Source organism: Paenibacillus tabacirhizosphaerae, assembly GCF_040812395.1.
Lineage (GTDB): Bacteria > Bacillota > Bacilli > Paenibacillales > NBRC-103111 > Paenibacillus_E.
Genome location: NZ_JBFNXH010000002.1, coordinates 203,541 through 225,883 on the forward strand (window position 1 = coordinate 203,541; position 22,343 = coordinate 225,883).

The window sequence follows — 22,343 nt, forward strand, 5'->3', positions numbered from 1 at the left end:
ACTTCACCTCAAAACTTTGCTAAGTAACGAGCATACTGGACAATCTGTTTAACGGAAGGCCTGATTTTACGTTCGCTATTTAGCGGTGTGTTATCGTCCTTTGATGGCTTGGAGTTCACTTCGAGCAGCCATACTCTGCCGGATTGATCGACAGCGAGATCGATCCCCAGTTCGCCGAAGTGATTCGGAATCTGCGTTTCAATGCCTTTGGCAATATCCAAAGAGGCTTTGCGCAGCCGGCCTAAGACGGATACGCGCGTTGGGCCGCTCAACGAAGATTTGGCCAACGCTCCTTTGACCGTGCTGAGCGTGCCGCCTCGCGCCAAGTTGGAGACAAAGTGCTGTGTGCCAGCGATCCGTCCTACAATCGAGGTAATCGCCCATTGTCCTTGGGCCCCTTTTTGCACCAGAGCTCTAAAATCAACGGGTCTACCATCTGCTGTAATGAGATCAAGTCCTTGCTGCAACTGGTAACGCTGTGTCTTCAACTTGCCGGATAGCGCCTGAAATGCGCTGGCAAGCGTGGGAAAGACTTGTTTGCGAACACTGCCCAGATTCGTAAAATGACACGTGTAGCCGTCCCCGGGTTCTCTTCGAATCCGAATGATTCCTTTGCCCAGGCTCCCCGTAATAGGCTTAAGGAATAGGACGGGATGTCGGCTGGACATGTTTTTTAGCATTTGGAAATTTTTAAACAGGTATGATTCCGGCAAATACCCATGCAGGGAACTATCTTTGCCCAGTGCCTCGAACACTTCCGTTTTGTTTAAATATTTCTCGTTGAAGATGTCGGTGGCGTAGCGGGATTTGACTTCCCTCATAAAATGCTGAACGTTCGTCATGTTTTCATATCTGCGCGAAGTGAGGCGGTTATATATGACGCCCGGAATCGGAAACGTTTTTTTGCTCCAAGAACCATTGGCATACGAATAAGCGGACACGGAATGGGCGGAACCGCGCATTTCATCAGGTGGGAAAAAGCACACAAGCGCGCCGAACTGTTCACAGGCTTCTGTCATTTCCCTACAAAAAGCGGTGATAGCGCCGAATGGTCGATCGCTCGAGTCCTTGTAAACGCGGCTAATCATGACGCCAATCAAAGGTCCGATCGACAAGGTACTGGTGCTTTGTCTATAATGGAGGCATAGCTTAGCTCCTTGATGAAGACCGAGTTTGGAAGCGAGAGCAGGGATTACGCGTAAGCTGTTCGAAATAGAAGCGGTGACGACTTTGACATCCTGCTTGGCAGAGCCAAATCGCAATGTGATCGATTGATTCGTTGGGATTTTCCATTTTTTCGCAATGGCTTCACTTAGAATAACGGTCCGATCATCCAAATAGATGCTGGTGCCTTGAATGGATATCCCAATTTTCGTCCTGGTCAATAGCGAACACTCCTTCCAGCATCAAAAATGGCATTGCTTTTTCCTCTTAAGCAAAGTAAACTACTCCATCATATGAGGACATATATCCCTTTGTGCTTAGGCATCTGTCCGAAAGTGCCGCAGGAAGAGCCCAACCGAAAAAAGAAGAAAATTGGAGGCGGAGCCAGATGAATGTACATGACAAAGCGTACGATTTAGCCAGAGCGATTAAAGAGAGCAGCGAATATAAGGATATGAAAGATAGCCGCAGCAAGGTGGAAGCTGATCCGTCCAGCAAAACGATGCTGGATGATTTCCGCAAACGCCAGACCGAGCTTCAGCAAAAAATGATGGCAGGCGAAATGCCGCCCCAAGATGAAATGGAGCAAGTACAGAAGCTGTACGAAGTGTTGGCGCTGAATCCGAACATCAATCGGTTATTTGATGCGGAGCGCCGGTTATCTCTTGTGCTTGAGGATGTGCAGCGCATTATTGCAGAGCCGCTTGAAGCTATGCTGAAATAATTGCATTTTATGTGTGAAGAGGGTATTTATAGGGATTTGATAAGGAAAAGAGGAAAAAAAGCGAAAATGGCAAAAGCAAAAATTACAGAGCTCGATATCGTCAGAGCGCTGGCTATTATAGCTGTAGTGTTAATCCATGTGACGGCGGACTATACCGTGGATCCCGCACTTCAGGGCAGCAGTACGCAGGCTTTAATCTTGTTTATCAACAAAATCAGTTATTTTGCAGTTCCTGTGTTTATTTTTATTAGCGGTATTGTCTTGTTTTACATCTACATAGATAATTGGAGCGCCAAGCAGGCGGGCATCTTTTATTGGAAAAGAGTGCGCCAGGTGCTCGTTCCCTACATTCTTTGGTCGTTTTTTTATTATGTCTACAATCCGTGGCTTTGGACGCCGGGACATCCGATTAAGGTCGATGTGAAAGTTTTTCTGGAGCAGTTGAAATGGGCGGATTCCGGCTATCACTTGTACTTTATGATCATTATTGTTCAGTTCTATCTGCTTTTCCCCTTGCTTGTTTGGGCTGCCCGGAAAATGCTCTGGTTTCGTCGCACGCTTGCCTTATGGGGACTATTGGTTCAAGCGGGTGTTTATGTGTACAACCATTGGTTCGGCACAATAAGCCATAAGCCGGAGCTGTGCATTACGTATTTCGGTTACTTTCTCATCGGCGGTGCCATTGGCATCCATTATCCGGCGTTCCGGGCGTGGCTGGACCGTCATAAGGGTTGGGTGCTTCCCGTCACCCTGCTGAGCGGACTTGCGTACACGATGCTTTTTCTTGGAGATAAGAAAGGCTATTCATTCGATAATACCTGGTACGAAGTGCTGTGGGTGCTCTATAGTTTGGGAGCAGGGGTGAGCTTCATCTGGCTGGCGCAGCGCCTACAGAGAAAAGCGGCTGGACTCGCGAAGATGCTCACATCACTCGGCGCGATCTCCTTTGGCGTCTACTTAATGCACCCGGCTCTCTTGTCGCTGTGGAAATATAAAGTGCATATGCCTGGCTCTATTTTGTTGTTTAATTTATACAATGTCATTGTATTTGTACTTATCATAGCCGTTCCTTGGCTGCTTACGATTCTTTATCGGAAAGCTAGAAAGGCGTTATCGTTTTAAAAGCAGCGAGTGTAGAACTGTTATCAGTTCTATGCTCTTTTTCACATAGCAGAATGTTTATTAGGGATACCCATTCTAACAGGTAAGAAAGCATATGTCGTCAGGTATGTGTGCGATGAGCTCGCAGAGCGAAGAGATTCCGCACGCATCGTGTGGTACGAGCATTTGACAGGATGGAGGTAGAATAGTTGGGAGTCTCGCAGCGGTTTGGCGTATTGAAATACCGCCTCGATCTGCGAGAGATCGTCTTTTTGCACAGGTGAGCGGAACGTAGGTGCGTTATGCGGCGGTATTTTCGGTTGTAGGGACGTTTCGCGGAACTACCGTATCTTATGAGCAGGAAATGCTGGGTTGTAGGCACAGGTTCGCTCATTTAACGCACCCTAGTTCCGCTTGAGGGGGAGAAAAGGGGCGTTACCGTGGAATAAGGCATCGTAGTTCCGTCAATATCGCTGTGCACGGGGAATGGGCGGTCCGGCAGCACCTCCTCCGTATTCTAGTGAAGCTTGCGGAGGAGAAATGTACCCGGAATCTTGCTCTTACTGGAGTGTTCATGGATAGGAATGCCGGATGGAAGACAGGTTAGGGAAAAGAGAAGAAGCAAGCCGGATTCTGAAACCGAACGGGACCAAGTTGTGGGAAACTAGACAAGTGCATGTGGGGATAGAATCACTCACGCAAGACCTGATGACACGCACAGGCCGCGCTATTCTCCATCAATTGGATGACTCACAGCTTCAAGAACTCGTCGCATACATATTAGAGGAAAATGGAGCGGTCAGGTTCTGTGAACATAAATAGAGAACGTACATTAAGAGGAAAGAAGGATGTTAATGCATGAATGAGATCATTTCTTTATTGAGAAATCACCGCTCTATTCGTAAGTTTACAGACGAACCCGTTACCCAAGATCAACTGAACGCCATCTTGTCAGCAGCGCAAGCGGCCTCGACATCAAGCAATATGCAAGCCTTTAGTGTGATTGGCATCACGGACGCAGAACTTAGAAATCAGCTTGCCGGTCTTGCTGGCAATCAGGCGTATGTGAGCCAGTGTCCGCTGTTTCTCGTTTGGTGCGCGGACTTGCGCCGATACGAGCAAGCTGTCCGCCGCCATACGGACACTGCCGTTACCGGCAATGCGGAGAACTTCCTCATTGCCACAGTCGATACAGCATTAGCTGCGCAAAATGCCGCCATTGCCGCCGAGTCGCTCGGCCTCGGCGTCGTTTATATCGGCGGGCTGCGCAACAACCCCGCCGAGGTGTCCCAGCTGCTGGGCTTGCCGCAGCTGGTGTACCCGGTTTTCGGCATGTGCATCGGCATGCCGGACCAGGAGCCGCTGTACCGTCCGCGGCTCCCGCAAGAAGCCGTATACCATGAGAATCGGTATACGGATAAACCTGGCGCGATCGACGTCTACGACGAAGAGATTCGCGACTACATGAAGAAGCGTACCGGCGGCAAAGCCGATACGACTTGGTCGAAGGAAATGGCGGCCAAGGCGCTGAGGCCGCGGGAGCACATGAAATCGTTCCTCCGCACACAGGGGTTCGAGATCGAATGACGCGCTGAAAGTAGTGCTCCCTTTTTTCGCTCATAGAACCAGAACTTGTCTCATATACTTGAAGTAGGCAAGAGACAGGATGATGAGGGTTGTAAGAGCGAAGGGAGTGCGTTCATTTGAAAGGTTTCAAAAATGTTGTGTTTATGAGTTTGGCGCTCGGGATGTTGTTCTACTCGGTCCCTCAATTAGAACTGCGCGAAACGATGACGCTGCAGATGGTGTTCAGCATCGTTTGGATTGGCATGGCGCTTCTCGTCGTTGCTGCGCATCTTCACCAAATTCTCGGTGTGGATGAAGAGAAGCGCAAAGAACTGAATCGTATTTATCGTATGAAAAAATGGCAGATGGAGCAAGCGATTCAAGGCCGCCGAAAACTGCTGCAATTCCGTAAATAGGGCAAGGATCAGAAAGCGTTCCCTGAATCGATAAGGGGAGCGCTTTATTTTTGTGTACTACACATCGTGAAGAGATCTGTGTTATAATAAAAGGGAACAAATGTTTGCGTAATTGAATGCATACATCTGAACCGATCTTGCGCGTATGGATAGATAGCTATCCGATCCGGCAGGATTGGGTTTTTCCTTATAGATCCAGCATTGTTCTTCCTCCATAGAACGTTTATACTTATAGTACAGATTGATACAGAATGGACGGATTGGGGTGTAACAGTTGGATTCACAAGCCACGGATACGTTAACGAAGCATGAGCAAATTTTGCGGCATATTGAAAGCCTGAAGCTGGGCAGCCGCATCTCTGTTCGTAAAATAGCTAAAAACATGGAGGTCAGCGAAGGAACGGCCTATCGGGCCATCAAGGAAGCGGAAAATCAAGGCCTTGTTAGCACGAAGGAGCGGATCGGCACGGTGCGTGTCGAGAAGAAGCTGCGTCAAAACATCGATAAACTGACGTTCGCCGAGGTCGTGAACATGGTCGATGGTCAAGTGCTCGGCGGCGCGAAAGGGCTTCATAAGACACTCTCCAAATTCGTGATCGGCGCGATGGAATTGGATGCCATGCTGCGCTATATTGAAGCGGGCAGCTTGCTCATCGTAGGCAATCGGAACGGCGCGCATATTTGCGCATTGGAACAAGGTGCGGGCGTGCTCATCACGGGGGGCTTTGACACAAGCGCGGAGGTTAAACTGCTTGCCGACCAGCTTGAGCTGCCGATTATTTCGAGCAGCTACGATACGTTTACCATTGCTTCTATGATCAATAGAGCGATCTATGATCGCTTGATTAAGAAGAAGATCCTGCTCGTTGAAGACATTCTTGCTCTAGGGGCTTCCTTATTTGCGCTCAAGGCGAACAGCACGCTTAAGGATTGGCAGCGCTTGTCGGAGGAAACCGGACATAGCCGGTTTCCGGTCGTCGATGAATGGAACCGCATTATTGGCGTTGTCACGTCCAAAGATATGGTTGGCGCCCATTCCATGCAAACCGTCGATAAAGTGATGACGCGCAGTCCGCTTACGGTTACCCCGCAAACCTCGGTGGCCTCAGCGGCGCACATGATGGTCTGGGAAGGAATTGAGCTGCTGCCCGTTGTTGACGCTAACCGTAAAATAGTAGGCGTGCTGAATCGCAGCGATGTGTTGAAAGCGATGCAATACATTCAGAAGCAGCCGCAGAACGGCGAAACGTTCGAGGATTTGATCTGGTCCGGTCTTGAGGAAGCGAGGGACGAGAAAGGCGCTCTTCACTTTCACGGCATCATCACTCCGCAAATGACCAATCATCTCGGTACAGTTTCGGAGGGTGTGCTCACTACCTTGATGACGCAAGCGGCTTATCGCATTGTCCAGGAGCATAAGAAGGGCGATCTCGTCATGGACAACATGTCGACCTATTTCTTAAAGCCGCTGCAGATTGATTCCAAAATAGAAATACGGCCCACCATCATTGAGGTGAGCCGTAAATTTGGCAAGATTGATGTCGAGATTTATCATGCAGGCTCGCTAGTGTCCAAAGCGATGCTAACCGCACAAGTTATTTAACGCTGCATACGGTCGAAATGTCCATGATTTCGAATGCCGGCAAACAGATTAAATAAGCCAAGCAGCACGCAAACGGTGCCGAAGATCCGACGGAAGCTGGACTCGCTAAAGAAGAATAGTTGAGTGACTGCAATAAGTACGAGCATGAGTCCCATGCAAATATTCATTCGGGCCGAGTACAATCCACGTTTGGCCGTCTCTTTTTCACGTCGTGCGCGAAAGCTGAAGTACACGGATAAAGCCAACAGAATACAAATAAGTGTAAATAATATACCTTGAATCCAGTGCATGAGCAGAAACCGTCCTTTTTATGCGAGTTTATAGTTTACTTTAGCGATTTTGTCTCGGGATTGCAATCGCTCACGGAGCGAAAAAAATAAAACGCAAACCTCCCTAAGACCGCCCATGCGGCTTAGAAGATTTACGTTCGCTTTTCTTCGGCAGTAATCCAAATGGTCAGTTCGGTCTGAATCAGCACGATGGATTTGACTTCAACCATATATTTCTTCTCATGCAGGGTGTAGATCCGTTGGGTAATTAGCCGCTCATAGAGCGGTCTGGCATCGCGAACATTGGCGGCTTTTTGTCCAATGACCAGCTTGATTTCGCTTTTTACATCGCCTTCGATTTCTTTTTGAATATCCTCGCTAATGAGCTCGTCTTGATCTTTCGGAATTAAATACACATTCACGACATTGATAAGCGCTTGTTTGTTGCGAGTTTTGTTCAAGGCATCGATATCGGCGCGAAGATCGTCAATTTCTTCTAAATATTTATGCATCTGCACGTAGAGCTGATTATACGTATGCTGATGAATACTCATATAGACGGCGCTGCCGATAATCGCTCCAGAAACCAGCAGCCCGAGGCTGGCAAGGAAGCGTTGATAACGGGCAAATGGAGGGACCCTCAAGGTTGATTGCCCCCCTTGCATATCATTTGAATGAGTGAAGTGCCCATTTGAGCGCCGATAAAAGCGACAACGATCAGGACGATTTGTTTGATCGCCGGACTTAAATGTCCCTCTGCCATCTGGCTTTCAATATAGCGAATGGGATCGATTGTGCCTCCGACAGCGGCCACCATGGCCCATATTTTAATATTTTCCGAGATCGTCAGCATTTTTTCCGTTGGGGATTGGAGGGTGAGCACGGCAGCGATTCCACTGAGCATGCTGCCTCCAAAGACGACTCCAAATGCGATGCAAAAATATACGATAATATTTGCCCAAAAAATGTACATGCCGATATCGCTTCCCTTCCACATCATTCACAGATCAGGACAAACTCCTTAGTTCAATCTATGGGATTGTATGCAGGCATTATGATAAAATTAATTCAAAAAACGTGAGACAGGAGGAAATGCTGATGAGTTCGTTTGTCCATTTGCATGTGCATAGTGAATATAGCTTATTAGATGGTGCTGCGCGTATGGAGGAACTGGTATCGCAAGCGGCTGCTCTTGGCATGACTTCTCTGGCTCTGACGGATCATGGAGTCATGTACGGCGCAATCGCCTTCTACAAGGCTTGCAAGCAGCGAGGAATTAAACCGATTATTGGCTGCGAGGCTTACTATACAGCGGGTTCTATTCGTGAAAAGGGCACCAGGCAGGAGCAGCCCATTTACCATCTGATCCTGCTCGCCAAAAATCATCAAGGCTACCAGAACTTAATGAAGCTCTGTTCGATTGGACATTTGCAGGGCTTTCACTATAAACCGCGTATTGATTATGAGCATTTGGCTAAACACTCGGAAGGTTTAATTTGTTTGAGTTCCTGTCTGGGCAGTGAAGTTTCACAACACCTGCTCCATGACCGCAAAGATGAGGCCAGGAAGGCCGCTGAGCGCTATCGTGACATCTTCGGTGACGATTTCTTTCTTGAAATTCAAGATCACGGCATGATTGAGCAGAAAAAAGTGATGATTTCAATGATTGAGCTCAGCAAAGAAACGGGAATCCCTCTTATAGCTACGAACGATGTGCACTATGTGACGGAACCCGATCACGTGATGCAAGATATTCTAATCTGTATCGGTACTGGCAAAACGGTGGATGACAAGGACCGGCTTCGCATGGGAACGAGCCAGATGTATTTGAAGAGCGAAGAGGAGATGAAAAGGCTATTCGTTCATGTTCCGGAAGCGCTGACCAATACAAGCGTTGTAGCCGAGCGGTGCGAGCTTGAGCTGGAGTTTGGGAAATCGATCTTACCTAGGTTCCAGCCCATTCCTGAGAGTCTGACAGCTGGAGCGTATCTCAAAGAGCTATGCCTTGCAGGTCTTGAACAGCGGTACGGGGCTAAGGACGAGTGGCATTTACCCCAGTCTCCGCTCAGAAAGCAAGCAGAAGAGCGTTTGGCCTATGAACTCGGCGTCATAGAGAATATGGGCTTTTCGGATTATTTTTTGATTGTGTGGGATTTCATCCGGTTTGCTCATGAGAAGGGCATTATGACGGGACCGGGGCGGGGTTCCTCGGCGGGCAGTCTCGTAGCCTTTGTCCTGCATATTACGAATGTTGATCCGCTGCAATATAAGCTGTTGTTTGAGCGGTTCTTGAATCCAGAGCGGATTACGATGCCGGATATTGATATCGATTTTAGCGACGAACGGCGCGATGAAGTCATTGATTATGTAGTTGCCAAATATGGCCAAGAGCACGTGGCACAGATTATTACGTTCGGAACGATGGCGGCGAAAGCGGCTGTCAGAGATGTCGGTCGGGTTCTGAATGTGCCTTATGGCGAGGTCGATCGTGCGGCCAAAATGATTCCTAATCAGCTCGGCATGACGCTGTCGGAAGCTTTGCAGGTCAGTTCCGACCTGAGAGCATTGACTGTCAAGCAGCCTAGAACAGCAGAATTGCTGGAAATGGCTATGCGCGTAGAGGGCATGCCGCGCCATGCATCAACGCATGCGGCGGGAGTTGTGATTTCCAGAGAACCGTTGACGCAGTACGTCCCCTTGCAGGAAGGAACTGCGGAAACGGCGCTCACGCAGTATACGATGGAGCATTTGGAAGCTATCGGTCTCTTGAAGATGGACTTCCTGGGCTTGCGGACGCTTTCCATCATTGAACGGACGCTGAATTGGATCGAGCAATTGGAAGGCATTCGCATTGATTTCAATGCATTAGATATGGATCACGATCTTCTTACCTATGAAATGCTCAGCAAAGGTGATGCGACAGGGGTCTTCCAATTGGAAGGCAGTGGCGTTCGTAAAGTGCTCAAAGACTTAAAGCCATCTGTTTTTGAAGATATTATTTCAGTGTTGGCCTTGTACCGTCCGGGTCCAATGGAATTTATTCCTAAATATATCGCAGGGAAGCACGGACAAATGGAAGTTATTTATCCGCATCCGTCATTGGAGCCTATTCTTCGCGATACCTATGGAATCATTGTGTATCAAGAGCAAATTATGCAAATTGCTTCCTCGATGGCCGGATTCAGCTTAGGCGAAGCGGATTTATTAAGGAGAGCCGTGTCGAAGAAAAAGCGCGAAGTGCTCGATGAAGAACGGACACATTTCGTTGCCGGCAGTTTACGGGAAGGGTTTAGTGCCGAAGAGGCCAATCATGTCTATGATATGATCGTCCGATTCGCCGATTACGGATTCCCTCGGGCGCATGCGACGGCATATGGCGTGCTTGCTTTCCAAACTGCCTATTTGAAGGCGCATTATCCGATCTATTTCATGGCCTCGATGTTAACGGCCGTAATGGGTAATCATCGCAAAGTCGCTGAATACGTCGATGAGTGCCGCCGTATGAAGCTGGCGGTGCTGCCGCCGGATGTGAACGGCAGCGGCACGGTGTTTACGCCGGATCGTCAAGGCGCGATTCGGTTCGGCCTGGCTGCTATCAAAAATGTGGGAACCCATGCGATTGACGCGATCCTCCATGAACGCATAGAGTCTCCATTTGAGAGTTTGCTAGATTTCTGTAGACGCGTTGACTTACGCGTGTGCAACAAAAGGGTCATTGAGTCGCTGATACAAGGCGGCGCATTCGATTCGCTAGGCGGGCATCGCGCGCAACTGATGGCCATTTTGGATGAAACCATCGCTTCGGCCACGAAGTGGCGCAAGGAACGCGATGATCTTCAGTTGCACTTGTTCGGTTTCGTCGAAGAGCCGAATTGGGAGGTTGAAGTGCCGAATATTCCTCCGATGGCGCAGAGCAAGCAGCTTGAATATGAGAAAGAGCTTCTCGGTATGTATATTTCAGGACATCCCCTCGATGCTTACGCAGAGCTTCTGACTGAGCTTGAAGCGGATAAATTGCATGCGCTTCAAGAGCTGCCTGATAACAGCGAAGTGATCGTGGCAGGTTCGATTCTTTCGAACAAGACGATCGTGACGAAGAAAGGCCAGCCTATGGCGTTCATGGAGCTGGAGGATCACATCGATAAGGTCGAGGTTGTCTTATTCCCCGAGACCTGGAAGAACGCGGCTCCGCTTGTGCAGAAAGGGCGTCTCGTCCTCGTCCGTGCGAAGCTGCAGCTTCAGGACGAGGATCCGCCCAAGCTGCTCGCGGAGCAGCTTGCTGCGCTGGACGACCCTGCGGCCGTCCAGCGGCTGCGCCGGCAGCCGGGCCGCACGGACACCCGCGCAGCGGCGCAGCCTGCGCGGACAAGCGCAGCCCGGCCGCAGGCCGCGGGCGGCGCTGGCCATGCACCCGCGCCGGAATCACCGGCGATGCGGGTGTTCATCAAGATCCCGGCTGATCGTGAACAGCCGGATAAGCTCCTTCAGCTGAAGGCGCTGCTGAAGCTGCATAGAGGTCCGCTAGCGGTTGCGCTTTTCTACGAAAGCAGCAACAAGCTCTTGGCCCTCAGCGATCAATATCTGGTTGATCCTTCCAAGGATCTGATCCGTATGATTGAGACCATCATGGGCAAAGATTCGGTCAGAGTGAAATAAAGTTGTCTTCCTCCGCATATACATAGGAACCTGATTGATTCCGAAGGTAAGAGGAGGTTTCAGATGACCGAACAACATATGATTCAATTGCTTCAAAAACGCGGCGTCACCGTCGAGCAAATTGCTGAGATTGTATTTAAATTGCAAAAACCCTACAATGATCAACTTACGGAAGAAGAGTGTGTAGACAGCGTGCTCGCTGTACTCGGAAAACGTGAAGTTCAGTATACGTTATATACGGGGATTGCCTTGGATGAGCTAGCCGAAAAAAAGCTGCTTCCCGAACCGCTGCAGTCGATTCTTGAAGCGGATGAGCCCCTCTACGGCGTTGATGAAACGCTCGCTCTGGGCATTGTTCATGTATACGGCATGATCGGACTTACAAGCTTCGGGTATTTGGACAAAGAAAAAATTGGTATTATTCGAGCATTAAATGATAACCGTGCTGCTGTGCATGTTTTTCTGGACGATCTTGTCTGCGGACTAGCGGCTGCCGCGTCTGCGCGAATAGCCCATCAGAACGAGCACGCCCATGATTATAGCCGAAAAATTCGTCTGGACTAGTGAATAACTGTCCAGACTTCCTTATTTTTGAGAAATGTGCTCTGTTGCGGTAAAAAGAGTAATTATGATATCATTATTCCATTGTGTGTCCCTATGCCTATAAGAAGGTTTACCTAGTCATCGTTGCCAACTTGCACTTATACAGGTCGTTGCACTTCATAGGAGGTTTTTTTTCATGTGGACGGTGATTTATATTGCTCCTACTGCCAGAATTGCTGAGCGGATTAAACAGAGGCTGTCGGAGGAAGGATTTCTCGTGCAGGTTCGAGGTATCAACCTGTCCAAAAACCAGTTTGAAATTCTCGTTCCCGAAGGGGAGCTGGAAGAAGTGCAAGAAGTGCTGAACTCTATTTTACATAGATAGAAGATGTAGAAGTAAGTAAACGTGGCTTGTCAGATACTCACGATAAAAGCCAAGTAGAGGTGGAAAAGTGCTAAAGGATCTATTTCAAAAACGAAAATATGCGACCATTCCTTCCGAGAAAACAAAAAGGGAAATTCCCGAAGGTTTAATGAATAAATGCCCGAAATGCGGAACGATCCAGACGAGCAAAGAGCTGGAGAAGAACCTGAAGGTCTGTACAGCCTGCGGCTATCATTATCGATTAAACGCGATGGAACGCATCCAGATGACACTCGACGAAGGTCGGATTTTCGAATACGACAAAGACATGATCTCAGAGGATCCTTTGCAGTTTCCTGATTACGCAGAGAAATTGGACAAAGCGAAAAGCTCCACTAATTTGCAGGATGCCATTGTCACTGGTGAAGGCACGATCGGCGGCTACCCGGTAGTCGTTGCTGCGATGAGCTTTGATTTCATGGGCGGATCGCTAGGCTCCGTTGTGGGTGAGAGAATTACAAGAGCCGTCGAAACGGCGATTCAGAAGCAATATCCGATTATTATCTACTCCACTTCAGGTGGAGCCCGCATGCAGGAAAGTATTTTAAGTTTAATGCAAATGGCGAAAACCAGCGCTGCTTTGTCCAAGCTTAGCGATGAAGGCGGCTTGTTCATTTCGATTATTACCGATCCGACTTTCGGCGGGGTCTCGGCTAGTTTTGCTATGCTGGGAGATATTATTATTGCCGAGCCTGCAGCGCCATTTGGATTTACAGGCCGCCGCGTCATTGAACAAACGATCAAACAGAAGCTCCCGGACAATTTCCAAACGTCTGAATTCAACCTGGAGCACGGTCAGCTTGATAAAGTCGTAAGCCGCAAAGATATGAGGCCTACGTTAATCAAGCTGCTCGACATGCACGGAGTGAAGGGGGATGCGACTTATGGCGGGTGAAATGCCGTTCGAACAGCCGCTGGCAGAACTGAAAAGCAAGATCGCGGAATTGCGCAAATTCGGCACAGAGAAGCAGATCGACTTTTCAGAGGAAATTCGTCGTCTGGAAGAAAGATATGCCGAGCTTGAGGACGAGCTATACGCCAGTATGTCATCTGCTGAAAAGATGCAATTAGCCCGTCATCCGCAAAGGCCGACGACGCTTGATTATATTCAGTCGATTTTTACTGATTTTATAGAATTTCACGGCGACAGGCTGTATGGAGACGATCTCGCGATCGTCGGGGGCATCGCTAAACTGAATGGTGTGCCAGTAACAGTTGTCGGACACCAAAAAGGTAAAGATACGAAGGACAATATCGCTCGTAATTTCGGATGTCCGCATCCGGAAGGTTTCCGCAAAGCGCTTCGCTTAATGCGCCAAGCGAATAAGTTCAAGCGACCGATCGTGACATTTATCGATACTAAAGGCGCATTCCCAGGGAATGCGGCAGAAGAACGCGGGCAAGGAGAAGCGATTGCCAGAAATTTGCTGGAAATGGCCTCTTTTCGTGTGCCGATCATCTGCATTGTCATTGGCGAAGGCGGAAGCGGCGGCGCACTCGCATTAGGCGTTGGCAACAAGGTGTTAATGTTGGAAAATGCTATCTACTCGGTTATCAGTCCCGAAGGTGCGGCTTCCATCTTATATAAAGACGCTTCCAAAGCCTTACACGCGGCAGAAGCCATGAAAATCACGGCTGATCACATTCTGGAACTGGGTGTGATTGACGGTATTATTCCGGAGCCTAAGGGCGGTGCACACCGGGATCAGCCGGCGCAAGCCGAGTTCATCAAGACAGCGATTTGGGAACAGCTTCAATCATTGTTCGACATGACCGAACAGGAGCTGCTTGAGGACCGATACCGTAAATTTAGAGACATCGGTAGGTTCACATTCATTCAGGAGGGAAACCATGCGTAAAACGAAAATTGTATGTACCATTGGACCTGCAAGCGAGTCACAAGAAAATCTGCAAAAGCTACTCGAAGCGGGAATGAACGTTGCCCGTCTCAACTTCTCCCACGGAGATTTTGAGGAGCACGGCGCACGTATCCGTAACCTTCGCGCAGCATGCCAAGAAACAGGCAAAACAGCAGCGATTTTGTTGGATACCAAAGGTCCGGAAATCCGTACCGGCAAATTGAAAGAAGAGCCGATTGAGCTTGTACAGGACAAGCATCTCATCTTAACAACCGAAGAGATTCTTGGCGATGCTGAGCGTATCTCGGTAACCTATGAGAACTTGCCACGCGACGTTCAAGTTGGTTCCACGATCTTGATCGACGATGGTTTGATCGGTTTGACGGTTGTTGATATTCGCGGTACGGAAATTGAATGCCGCATCGTCAATGGCGGAACGATCAAAAGTAAAAAAGGCGTGAACGTGCCTGGCGTAAAGATCAGTCTTCCGGGTATCACAGAAAAGGATGCCAACGATATCGTTTTCGGTATCGAACAAGGCGTTGATTTTATTGCCGCATCTTTCGTGCGCAAAGCTAGCGACGTTATGGAAATTCGCGAACTGCTCGAGAAACATAACGCGACGCATATTCAAATCATCAGTAAAATCGAGAATCAAGAAGGCGTTGAGAACCTAGACGAAATCTTGGAAGTTTCCGATGGACTCATGGTAGCCCGTGGAGATCTTGGTGTAGAAATCCCGGCGGAAGAAGTACCGGTCGTTCAAAAACAAATGATCAAAAAATGTAATATCGTGGGTAAACCGGTTATTACAGCTACGATGATGTTGGATTCCATGCAGCGTAACCCGCGCCCAACTCGCGCAGAAGCAAGTGACGTTGCCAATGCCGTGTTCGACGGAACGGATGCTGTTATGTTGTCTGGTGAAACAGCGGCTGGTAAATATCCGGTAGAATCTGTAGAAACGATGGCTCGCATCGCGGAACGTGCGGAAGCAGCTTTGGAATATAAAGAAATTTTCCTTCGTCAAGCGCAGGCGCAGCAAGTAACGGTTACAGAAGCGATTTCGCAAGCTGTTGCTAACTCTGCACTGGAACTGGGCGCGAAGGCAATCCTAACTGCAACAGAAAGCGGATATACAGCAAGAATGGTATCCAAATATCGTCCGAAAGCGCCTATCATCGCTGTAACGCCTAACGATCAAGTGATTCGTCGCTTATCCCTCGTATGGGGTGTTATTCCAGTAAAAGGCGTTGAAGCGAAAACAACGGATGAGCTGTTCAACCTTGCCGTAGACAGCAGCATCAAATCAGGTATTGTTTCCCTGGGCGACATCGTTGTGATCACAGCTGGTGTTCCTGTAGGTCGTTCCGGGACAACGAACCTGATCAAAGTGCATCACGTAGGTGAGATGATTGCCAAAGGGACAGGAATCGGCACTCAAACGGCAACAGGTAAAGTCGTAACGGCTCGCACACCTGAAGAAGCGAATGCGAAAATGGTAGACGGAGCCGTTCTCGTCACAATCTCTACTGACAAAGAGTATATGCCTGCTGTTCAAAGAGCTTCCGCATTAATCACTGAGGTGGGCGGCATTACTTCCCATGCTGCGGTTGTTGCGTTAAGCCTAGGCATCCCAGTCATCGTTGGCGTGGAAAATGCCGTTGAACTTATTCAAGACGGCACAGAAGTATCGATCTATCCAGAAGTTGGCGTCATTTACTCTGGACAAGCTCAAGTCCTGTAAGTGTATTAACAGCAAGAGTGAAGCGAGATGGTTCTCGGCTTCACTCTTTTTTGTACATTGCTACCATTTGCATTCACTGAAAACGAGGAGGAAAACAGCATGAGCATGCTGCCATGGTTTCACCACCAGTTACGCGTACGCTATGAAGAGACCGATCAAATGGGGGTTGTGTACCATGCCAACTATTTGACTTGGTTTGAAATCGGACGAACGGAGCTAATTCGGGAGCTGGGGTACCCCTACCGTAGAATTGAGGAAAAAGGGCTCTTATTGCCGTTAGTTGAGGCTGCTGTCAAGTTCAGGAAGCCTGCAAGATATGATGATCTCATTGGCATTTATACTCGGGTGTCTGATGCCAGCGGATTAAGGATCGATTTCGATTATGAAATTCGCAAAAAAGCCGAATCCGCAGACATGGATGATGATGCGCAGGCTGATGCATCCCCTGAGCCAACAGGCGAGCTGTTGGTGACTGGAACAACTCGTCATGTGTGGGTGAATCCTTCTTGGAAGCCCGTACGTATAGAGAAGGAAGCGCCGGATTTATGGCAACTGCTGACGAAGCAGCAACTCTAAGGAGATGAGCCTATGTACCGCATCCTACTAGCCATTTTTATCCTTGTGCCAGCAATTGAAATCACTGTTTTAATGACCCTTGGCCATTTCATTGGAGGCTGGACGACTTTTGCGCTCATTGTAGTAAGCGGCTTCCTTGGCGCCTATTTCGCCAAACGCGAAGGACGCAAAGTGTGGGAGTACGCCCGCTATGAGTGGTCGCAAGGACAATTGCCGACACAATCCCTGCTGGATGGCATATGCATTTTCCTTGGCGGCATTTTATTAATAACGCCCGGGTTCGTCACTGACATTTTTGGATTTTTGCTTGTGTTTCCTTTTGCGCGTCCAATCTTCAAAGTCATGCTGCTTGCCCTTATTCAAAAGCTAATCAGCAGAGGACGCACCAACTTCTTTTTCCGGAGATAGTCTTTAGTCGGAGAAAACAACAAAGGCCCGGTCCTCCCAACCTATTTGGTGGAGGCCGAGCCTTTTTTTATGTAGGAGGCAATATCGTGAAAGATCCGCGCCCGATAAAAGGCGGAAATGACCACGAGGGACACGGGACCGATGATTAGTCCTACGAGTCCAAACAGTTTTAAACCAATAAACATGGCGATTAGCGTTGCGAGTGGATCTAAGCCTACCGAGGAGGCTAACACTTTAGGCTCCATGATCTGTCTAGCGACAACGATGACACCATAGAGGACACTAAGGCCTATGCCGAGATAGATGTCTCCTTTGGCGAAAAACACGTATAGAATCCATGGCACCATGATCGCGCCGGTTCCCATATAAGGCATTAAATCAGCCAGCCCGGTTAACAAGCCGATTGTAATGGCATAATCCACGCGAAGCACCAAAAGCCCAATGATGACAACAAGCGCGGTTAGAGAGACAAGAATCAGCTGTGCCCGTATGTAGCCGAATAATGCTTTTTGTAAATCGTTGCGAATTAACCGCGTCGTTTTTACGATGGTATCGGAGAAGATGCCTTTATACTTTTCAATCAATTGATACCAGTCCTTGCTAATGAAGAAAGTGGCCAGCATCACGATGATGGTAAGCGTCGCAATGTTAGGCAGAGAAGTCAGAAGGTTTTTTAACGTTTCGAAGACATAACTGATCATATATTTGCTAATGCCAGCGAGTGAGCCCGCTGTGGAAGACAGGTTGTTATTGACGGTTTCCTGATATTTCGGGTTGTTTTCAAAAAAATCGTTAATACGCTCGATCCAGTCTTGAAACGCTGTAGAATTAATAAAAACGTTAAACTGATCGGCCCATCGATTAATCTGATTCTGTAACGTATCCGCTAAGGAGCCTAGCTCTACAATAATATTGGCTACAAGCACGGTGACGGCTGTAATCATAGCGCCAAGAAATATTAGCATGGATAACGTGACAGCCAGCCAACGCGGCAGTTTGAGCTTGAAATGGAGTAAATTAACAAGCGGATTGAGCATTAGAGCAATGATCCAGCCAAAAATAAATGGATAAATGAGCGGGGTCACATAATAAAGTGCGAGTCCAACCATTACGAGGATCAGTGCTGTCCAAATGCCCCTGAAAATTTGATGAACTAACCGCGGATTCAGGATATTCATGGTATATAATCTCCTTACCCTAAAGTGGCCCTTTTAACGTCTACAATGGCATTTTATCTCATATTTCTATTGTATCACGTTCTTGAATGAAAGCGAAAAAACGATCGTTTACAAAATCTTAACATTGCAAAAGGGGTCAACCTGCATTGTCGGTCTACATGGGGCATAGTACAATGAGGTTATGAATCTTGAAAATAGGATTAGGTGGGGGCTTTATGAGTATTGCTCGAGAACCAGTAGAGAAGGATAACAAAGAATTCAAGGAAGCTAGCGAATTTTCATCGATGTATTTGAATCGGGATTTGAGCTGGATTGAATTTAATAGACGGGTGCTGGAAGAAGCGCAAGATCCAGGTACGCCGCTGCTTGAGCGAGTGAAGTTTCTAGCGATCGTATCCAGTAATTTGGATGAGTTCATGAGTGTTCGGGTGGCTGGGCTTAAGGATCAGATCAAGGCGGGTTATAATAAAAAAGATTTTACAGGGTACACGCCTGCGGGACTTATTAAGCGCATCATGAAACGCACGACTAAGATGGTGTCTGAACAGTACAAATCGTATCGCGAAGTATCCAGACAGCTCATTAAAGAAGGTATTGTATTTACAGAGTATGAAGAACTGAACGCTACGCAAAAGAAAGCCATGGATGCCTACTATCATGATATTATTTTTCCGGTGCTTACTCCGATGGCTGTCGATCAAAGCAGGCCTTTCCCATTAGTACATAATCAGTCCGTATACTTAGCTGTTGTGCTTGTAAGAGAAGGCGACGATCCTGAAGACGATCCTTATTTTGCGATTGTGCAAGTGCCGAACAATCTTTCCAGGTATATCCCGGTTCCTTCGCGTCAGAACAGCAAGAAACAAGAATTCATTCTCATTGAGGAATTAATCGAACATCACATCCAATCTCTTTTTAGTGGATATTTACCGATAGCGGTGCATGCATTTCGCTTGACCCGCAATGCGGATCTTACGCTCAATGAAGAAGGCGCGGAAGATTTGCTGGAGGAAATCGAGAAAGAATTAAGGCGTAGACGCTGGGGAGCGCCAGTCCGGTTGGAAATTCAGGAAGGAATGCACCCGTATGCCCTTACTCAACTTCAAGATGAGTTTGAGATTACGGAGCATATTTTTGAAATCGACGGACCGCTAGATTTAACCTATTTTATGAAAATGGCTGGAAGTCTGAGCGGTTTTGATCACCTTCGTTTTCCGCGAATTGAGCCTAAATATCCGATTGAATTTGAGACGACCGGAGAATTCTTCTCTGTGCTGAAAGAGCAGGATGTGCTTGTCTATCATCCCTATGAATCTTTCGATGCGGTCACTGATTTCATCGTTCAAGCGGCCTACGACCCTCAAGTGTTGGCAATTAAAATGACGTTGTACCGGGTAAGCGGCAATTCCCCCATCATTCAAGCACTAGCAAGAGCCGCGGAATCAGGTAAACAGGTGACTGTCGTTGTTGAGCTGAAGGCGCGATTTGATGAGGAGCGGAATATAGCATGGGCCAGAAAGCTGGAAACATCGGGCTGTCACGTTGTCTATGGACTGGTGGGATTGAAGACGCATGCGAAGATCACACTCGTTGTAAGGCAGGAGCAAGAAGGCTTGCGCAGATATGTGCATGTAGGTACGGGGAATTATAATGATAGCACAGCACGTTTATATACGGACGTAGGTTTATTTACATCACACGTTGTAATTGGGGAAGATGCTTCTGCGCTGTTTAATGAGATCACTGGGTATTCTGCGCCGCATGACTGGCAGGCTTTTGCAGTAGCGCCTACGGATATGATGGATAAGCTTTTTGAGCTGATTGAGCGCGAATCCGAGCATGCCAGGGCGGGTCGGCCGGCGCATATTATTGCCAAAATGAATTCCTTATCGAATCAAGAGATGGTGGATGCGCTTTATGCTGCTTCTCAAGCCGGAGTCAAGATTGATCTCATCGTTCGCGGCGTCTGTTGCCTGCGTCCCGGCGTGTCTGGCTTAAGCGAGAACATCACGGTTCGTACGATTGTGGATCGTTTCCTGGAACACTCCCGCATTTACTATTTCGAAAATGGCGGTCATGTAGATGTTTACTTGTCTTCGGCAGATTGGATGACGCGTAATTTGACGCGGCGCATCGAGCTGATGTGCCCTGTATTTGATCCGTCTTTGAAAAAAATGATGATACAAATTCTCCGCTTAACATTGAATGACAATGTAAAAGCAAGAGAATTGATGCCTAATGGCATTTATGTCCGGGTAAAAAATGAACTGACCCCTTATCGGAGCCAGTTCGAGGCGATGAAAATTACGTCTTGGAAAAAACTCCAGCTTGAACTTTAAGTTTAAGCTTCCAACTTTTTTCAAAGTCTTTGCTGCGGTTAGCAATTTCTTTCATTTCGAGGACAGGATTATGCGCGCACAGCAGCTTGACTGCGAGTGTTGTATTGTTCTGCATCATATCCAAGTGCTGAACAGGTTGTGTTTCGCTTAGATCCATCGCGATAGCGAGTTGGAGCAGTGTGCCCAGCTCAATAATTAATTCTTCGTCGGAGGCATGCAGGAGGTCCTTGTACACAAGGGCAGCCTGGTGCGTCCGGCTTTTTGTTTTATAGGAAGCGACTAACGAACAGATGACAATTTCCCTGTGGCTGAGCCCATCGATCCGGGCATTGGCGATCATGTATTGGGTGTGTTTGCTGTACTGATAATAGTGAATACTCGCACCGATCCGATATAGGAGAGAAGCTGCATGCAAATAGCGCCTGCTGCGTTCCGCTAGCTGCCTCGTTGAAGCTAGCTCATCGAATAACTGAAGAGCAAGTTTATTGACATGTCTGACATGCTGGATAACTTCGCCGTAATGAAGGTGTAATAAATTTTGGAGACTGGCCTCCAAAACATCTTCCACGATAGGCTGTCCGGGCCGGATGATCTCATAAAAAAGACCGTCGCGTAATCCAGAACCACTAATGGTTAATTGAGACGCCTTTACAGCTTCGAACAAAGTATTCAAAATGAGGATTCCCGGAACAATAATATCAGCACGGTCTTTGGACAGACCGTCGACCCTCTTTCTTTTCTCAATGGCCAATGGAGAAAGAAGCTGGAGAAAGAAGTCGGTCTCTCCTGGCTTCACCGTATAGTTATGAGCTAGCTGAAGAGAATGCTTGCAGCGTTTTTGGCTCATTTTGCCTAGTGCCCGAATGGTGCCGCCGAGTCCAATCACCGGTAGTCCAGGAGGAGAATCAACGATCCACGGATGAGCCGCAATTGCCTCTGTTACCATTTGGCGAATACTTGCTGCTTCGCTCTCCGTCGTCATACCATTCTTCGCATACTGCCGCGTCGTATTAACGGAGCCAAACGGAAATGAGATGCTGCGCAGCAGCTTGCGGTCGCGGAATAGCGTGACTTCCGTGCTGCCGCCGCCAATATCGATAATAATGCCATCTTGGATGTCGATGGTATTAATTACGCCGAGGAATCCCAAGCGAGCTTCTTCTGAACCGCTTAGTACCTCAATGTTTAGTCCAGTTTGTTCTTCAAGAATGCGAACGATTTCTTGGGAATTCGCGGCATTGCGGATGGCAGCAGTTGCAGCAATACGGACTGTAGTTACGTTGTGCGCTTTACAAAGCATCGAGTAGTGGGATAGGATGGGAACGATAGACAGGATATCTTTGCTATGTAAAAGTCCGTCAGGACCTATTTTTTCACTAAGTCTCGCAGAATTTTTATGCTCGCTTACAACACGATAAGCGCCGCTCGCATTCCGTTCATAGATGACGAGTCGAATGGAGTTAGATCCAATATCCATAATACCTATGCTGGTGTTCATGCTCATGTGAGGGCTCCTTTGTAGGGAAATCAGATCATCTTAGCCTACATTGTATCAATCTACATCATTTCCGACAAACTTTTCTAGAAGCTTGTATATTTCAGCTTATTTTACAAAAACTTGTACAGTGTGTTTGATCGGTTACCTAGAACAAAGCATTCGCCAAAAAGATTTCTTATGGTAGTGATAATGAAGTTTTATGTCCTCTTTTGTTCACTTACCGCTCCAAATCATTTATTATTAAAATTAGGAAAAAAGCGATTTTTTGCTAA

21 protein-coding genes are annotated in these 22,343 nt (G+C 47.9%); 15 read left to right on the forward strand and 6 right to left on the reverse strand.

Features of this window, described 5'->3' with window-relative positions; translation table 11 throughout:
* Positions 1-8: 8 nt before the first annotated feature.
* On the reverse strand, positions 9-1,385 hold the full coding sequence (locus ABRS97_RS03850) for a YheC/YheD family endospore coat-associated protein (RefSeq protein ID WP_367811583.1): 1,377 nt from the start codon (positions 1,383-1,385) through the stop codon (positions 9-11).
* A 167-nt stretch (positions 1,386-1,552) separates the two neighbouring features.
* On the opposite strand from ABRS97_RS03850, the gene ABRS97_RS03855 reads away from it, so the two are divergent.
* The 6 genes from ABRS97_RS03855 (at position 1,553) to ABRS97_RS03880 (ending at position 6,574) form a co-directional block, all read left to right on the forward strand.
* Entirely contained in the window at positions 1,553-1,888 is a 336-nt protein-coding gene (locus ABRS97_RS03855; protein WP_367811584.1) for a YlbF/YmcA family competence regulator, read from the forward strand.
* A 66-nt stretch (positions 1,889-1,954) separates the two neighbouring features.
* Entirely contained in the window at positions 1,955-3,010 is a 1,056-nt protein-coding gene (locus ABRS97_RS03860; protein ID WP_367811585.1) for an acyltransferase, read from the forward strand.
* A 570-nt stretch (positions 3,011-3,580) separates the two neighbouring features.
* On the forward strand, positions 3,581-3,811 hold the full coding sequence (locus ABRS97_RS03865) for a hypothetical protein (protein ID WP_367811586.1): 231 nt from the start codon (positions 3,581-3,583) through the stop codon (positions 3,809-3,811).
* Positions 3,812-3,847: 36 nt separating this feature from the next.
* Entirely contained in the window at positions 3,848-4,576 is a 729-nt protein-coding gene (nfsA, locus tag ABRS97_RS03870; protein WP_367811587.1) for an oxygen-insensitive NADPH nitroreductase, read from the forward strand.
* Positions 4,577-4,692: 116 nt separating this feature from the next.
* Positions 4,693-4,971, forward strand: a complete 279-nt coding sequence (locus tag ABRS97_RS03875) for a hypothetical protein (protein ID WP_367811588.1) — start codon at positions 4,693-4,695, stop codon at positions 4,969-4,971.
* A gap of 274 nt (positions 4,972-5,245) precedes the next feature.
* Positions 5,246-6,574 (forward strand): DRTGG domain-containing protein, encoded by a 1,329-nt coding sequence (locus ABRS97_RS03880; protein WP_367811589.1) that lies wholly within the window; start codon positions 5,246-5,248, stop codon positions 6,572-6,574.
* Here ABRS97_RS03880 and ABRS97_RS03885 read toward each other — a convergent pair.
* From ABRS97_RS03885 to ABRS97_RS03895, 3 genes are all read right to left on the reverse strand, one after another.
* Positions 6,571-6,864 (reverse strand): YtpI family protein, encoded by a 294-nt coding sequence (locus tag ABRS97_RS03885; protein ID WP_367811590.1) that lies wholly within the window; start codon positions 6,862-6,864, stop codon positions 6,571-6,573. The genes ABRS97_RS03880 and ABRS97_RS03885 overlap by 4 nt on opposite strands.
* 131 nt (positions 6,865-6,995) lie before the next feature.
* The gene (locus tag ABRS97_RS03890; protein ID WP_367811591.1) at positions 6,996-7,487 is read right to left on the reverse strand and encodes a sporulation membrane protein YtrI; all 492 of its coding nucleotides are present in this window, start codon (positions 7,485-7,487) and stop codon (positions 6,996-6,998) included.
* Positions 7,484-7,816 carry a YtrH family sporulation protein gene (locus ABRS97_RS03895; protein ID WP_367811592.1) on the reverse strand — a complete coding sequence of 111 codons (333 nt, stop codon included), beginning with the start codon at positions 7,814-7,816 and terminating at the stop codon, positions 7,484-7,486. The genes ABRS97_RS03890 and ABRS97_RS03895 overlap by 4 nt, the downstream gene beginning before the upstream one ends.
* A 125-nt stretch (positions 7,817-7,941) precedes the next feature.
* On the opposite strand from ABRS97_RS03895, the gene ABRS97_RS03900 reads away from it, so the two are divergent.
* The 8 genes from ABRS97_RS03900 to ABRS97_RS03935 all read left to right on the forward strand — a co-directional run bounded on the left by ABRS97_RS03900 (position 7,942) and on the right by ABRS97_RS03935 (position 17,056).
* Complete coding sequence (locus ABRS97_RS03900) at positions 7,942-11,499, forward strand: DNA polymerase III subunit alpha (protein WP_367811593.1); 3,558 nt, start codon at positions 7,942-7,944, stop codon at positions 11,497-11,499.
* A gap of 63 nt (positions 11,500-11,562) precedes the next feature.
* Complete coding sequence (locus ABRS97_RS03905; protein ID WP_367811594.1) at positions 11,563-12,063, forward strand: phosphatidylglycerophosphatase A family protein; 501 nt, start codon at positions 11,563-11,565, stop codon at positions 12,061-12,063.
* A gap of 175 nt (positions 12,064-12,238) precedes the next feature.
* The gene (locus tag ABRS97_RS03910) at positions 12,239-12,427 is read left to right on the forward strand and encodes a glutamate decarboxylase (protein WP_209974971.1); all 189 of its coding nucleotides are present in this window, start codon (positions 12,239-12,241) and stop codon (positions 12,425-12,427) included.
* A gap of 67 nt (positions 12,428-12,494) precedes the next feature.
* Positions 12,495-13,361, forward strand: coding sequence for an acetyl-CoA carboxylase, carboxyltransferase subunit beta (gene accD, locus ABRS97_RS03915; RefSeq protein WP_367811595.1), 867 nt, complete (start codon positions 12,495-12,497; stop codon positions 13,359-13,361).
* Positions 13,351-14,325: an acetyl-CoA carboxylase carboxyltransferase subunit alpha gene (locus tag ABRS97_RS03920; protein ID WP_367811596.1), complete on the forward strand. Its 975-nt coding sequence runs from the start codon at positions 13,351-13,353 to the stop codon at positions 14,323-14,325. Before accD ends, ABRS97_RS03920 begins: the two co-directional genes overlap by 11 nt.
* Positions 14,318-16,072, forward strand: a complete 1,755-nt coding sequence (gene pyk / locus ABRS97_RS03925) for a pyruvate kinase (protein ID WP_367811597.1) — start codon at positions 14,318-14,320, stop codon at positions 16,070-16,072. The genes ABRS97_RS03920 and pyk overlap by 8 nt, the downstream gene beginning before the upstream one ends.
* A gap of 99 nt (positions 16,073-16,171) precedes the next feature.
* Positions 16,172-16,648: an acyl-CoA thioesterase gene (locus ABRS97_RS03930; RefSeq protein ID WP_367811598.1), complete on the forward strand. Its 477-nt coding sequence runs from the start codon at positions 16,172-16,174 to the stop codon at positions 16,646-16,648.
* A 12-nt stretch (positions 16,649-16,660) separates the two neighbouring features.
* Entirely contained in the window at positions 16,661-17,056 is a 396-nt protein-coding gene (locus ABRS97_RS03935) for an FxsA family protein (RefSeq protein WP_367811599.1), read from the forward strand.
* A 41-nt stretch (positions 17,057-17,097) separates the two neighbouring features.
* Here the strand turns inward: ABRS97_RS03935 and ytvI are convergent, their stop codons facing one another.
* Positions 17,098-18,234 carry a sporulation integral membrane protein YtvI gene (ytvI, locus tag ABRS97_RS03940; protein ID WP_367811600.1) on the reverse strand — a complete coding sequence of 379 codons (1,137 nt, stop codon included), beginning with the start codon at positions 18,232-18,234 and terminating at the stop codon, positions 17,098-17,100.
* Positions 18,235-18,449: 215 nt separating this feature from the next.
* Here ytvI and ppk1 point away from each other — a divergent pair, with 215 nt between their 5' ends.
* The gene (gene ppk1, locus ABRS97_RS03945; protein WP_367811601.1) at positions 18,450-20,573 is read left to right on the forward strand and encodes a polyphosphate kinase 1; all 2,124 of its coding nucleotides are present in this window, start codon (positions 18,450-18,452) and stop codon (positions 20,571-20,573) included.
* On the opposite strand, the gene ABRS97_RS03950 is transcribed toward ppk1, so the two are convergent.
* Positions 20,539-22,077 (reverse strand): Ppx/GppA phosphatase family protein, encoded by a 1,539-nt coding sequence (locus tag ABRS97_RS03950; RefSeq protein WP_367811602.1) that lies wholly within the window; start codon positions 22,075-22,077, stop codon positions 20,539-20,541. The genes ppk1 and ABRS97_RS03950 overlap by 35 nt on opposite strands.
* Positions 22,078-22,343 lie beyond the last annotated feature (266 nt).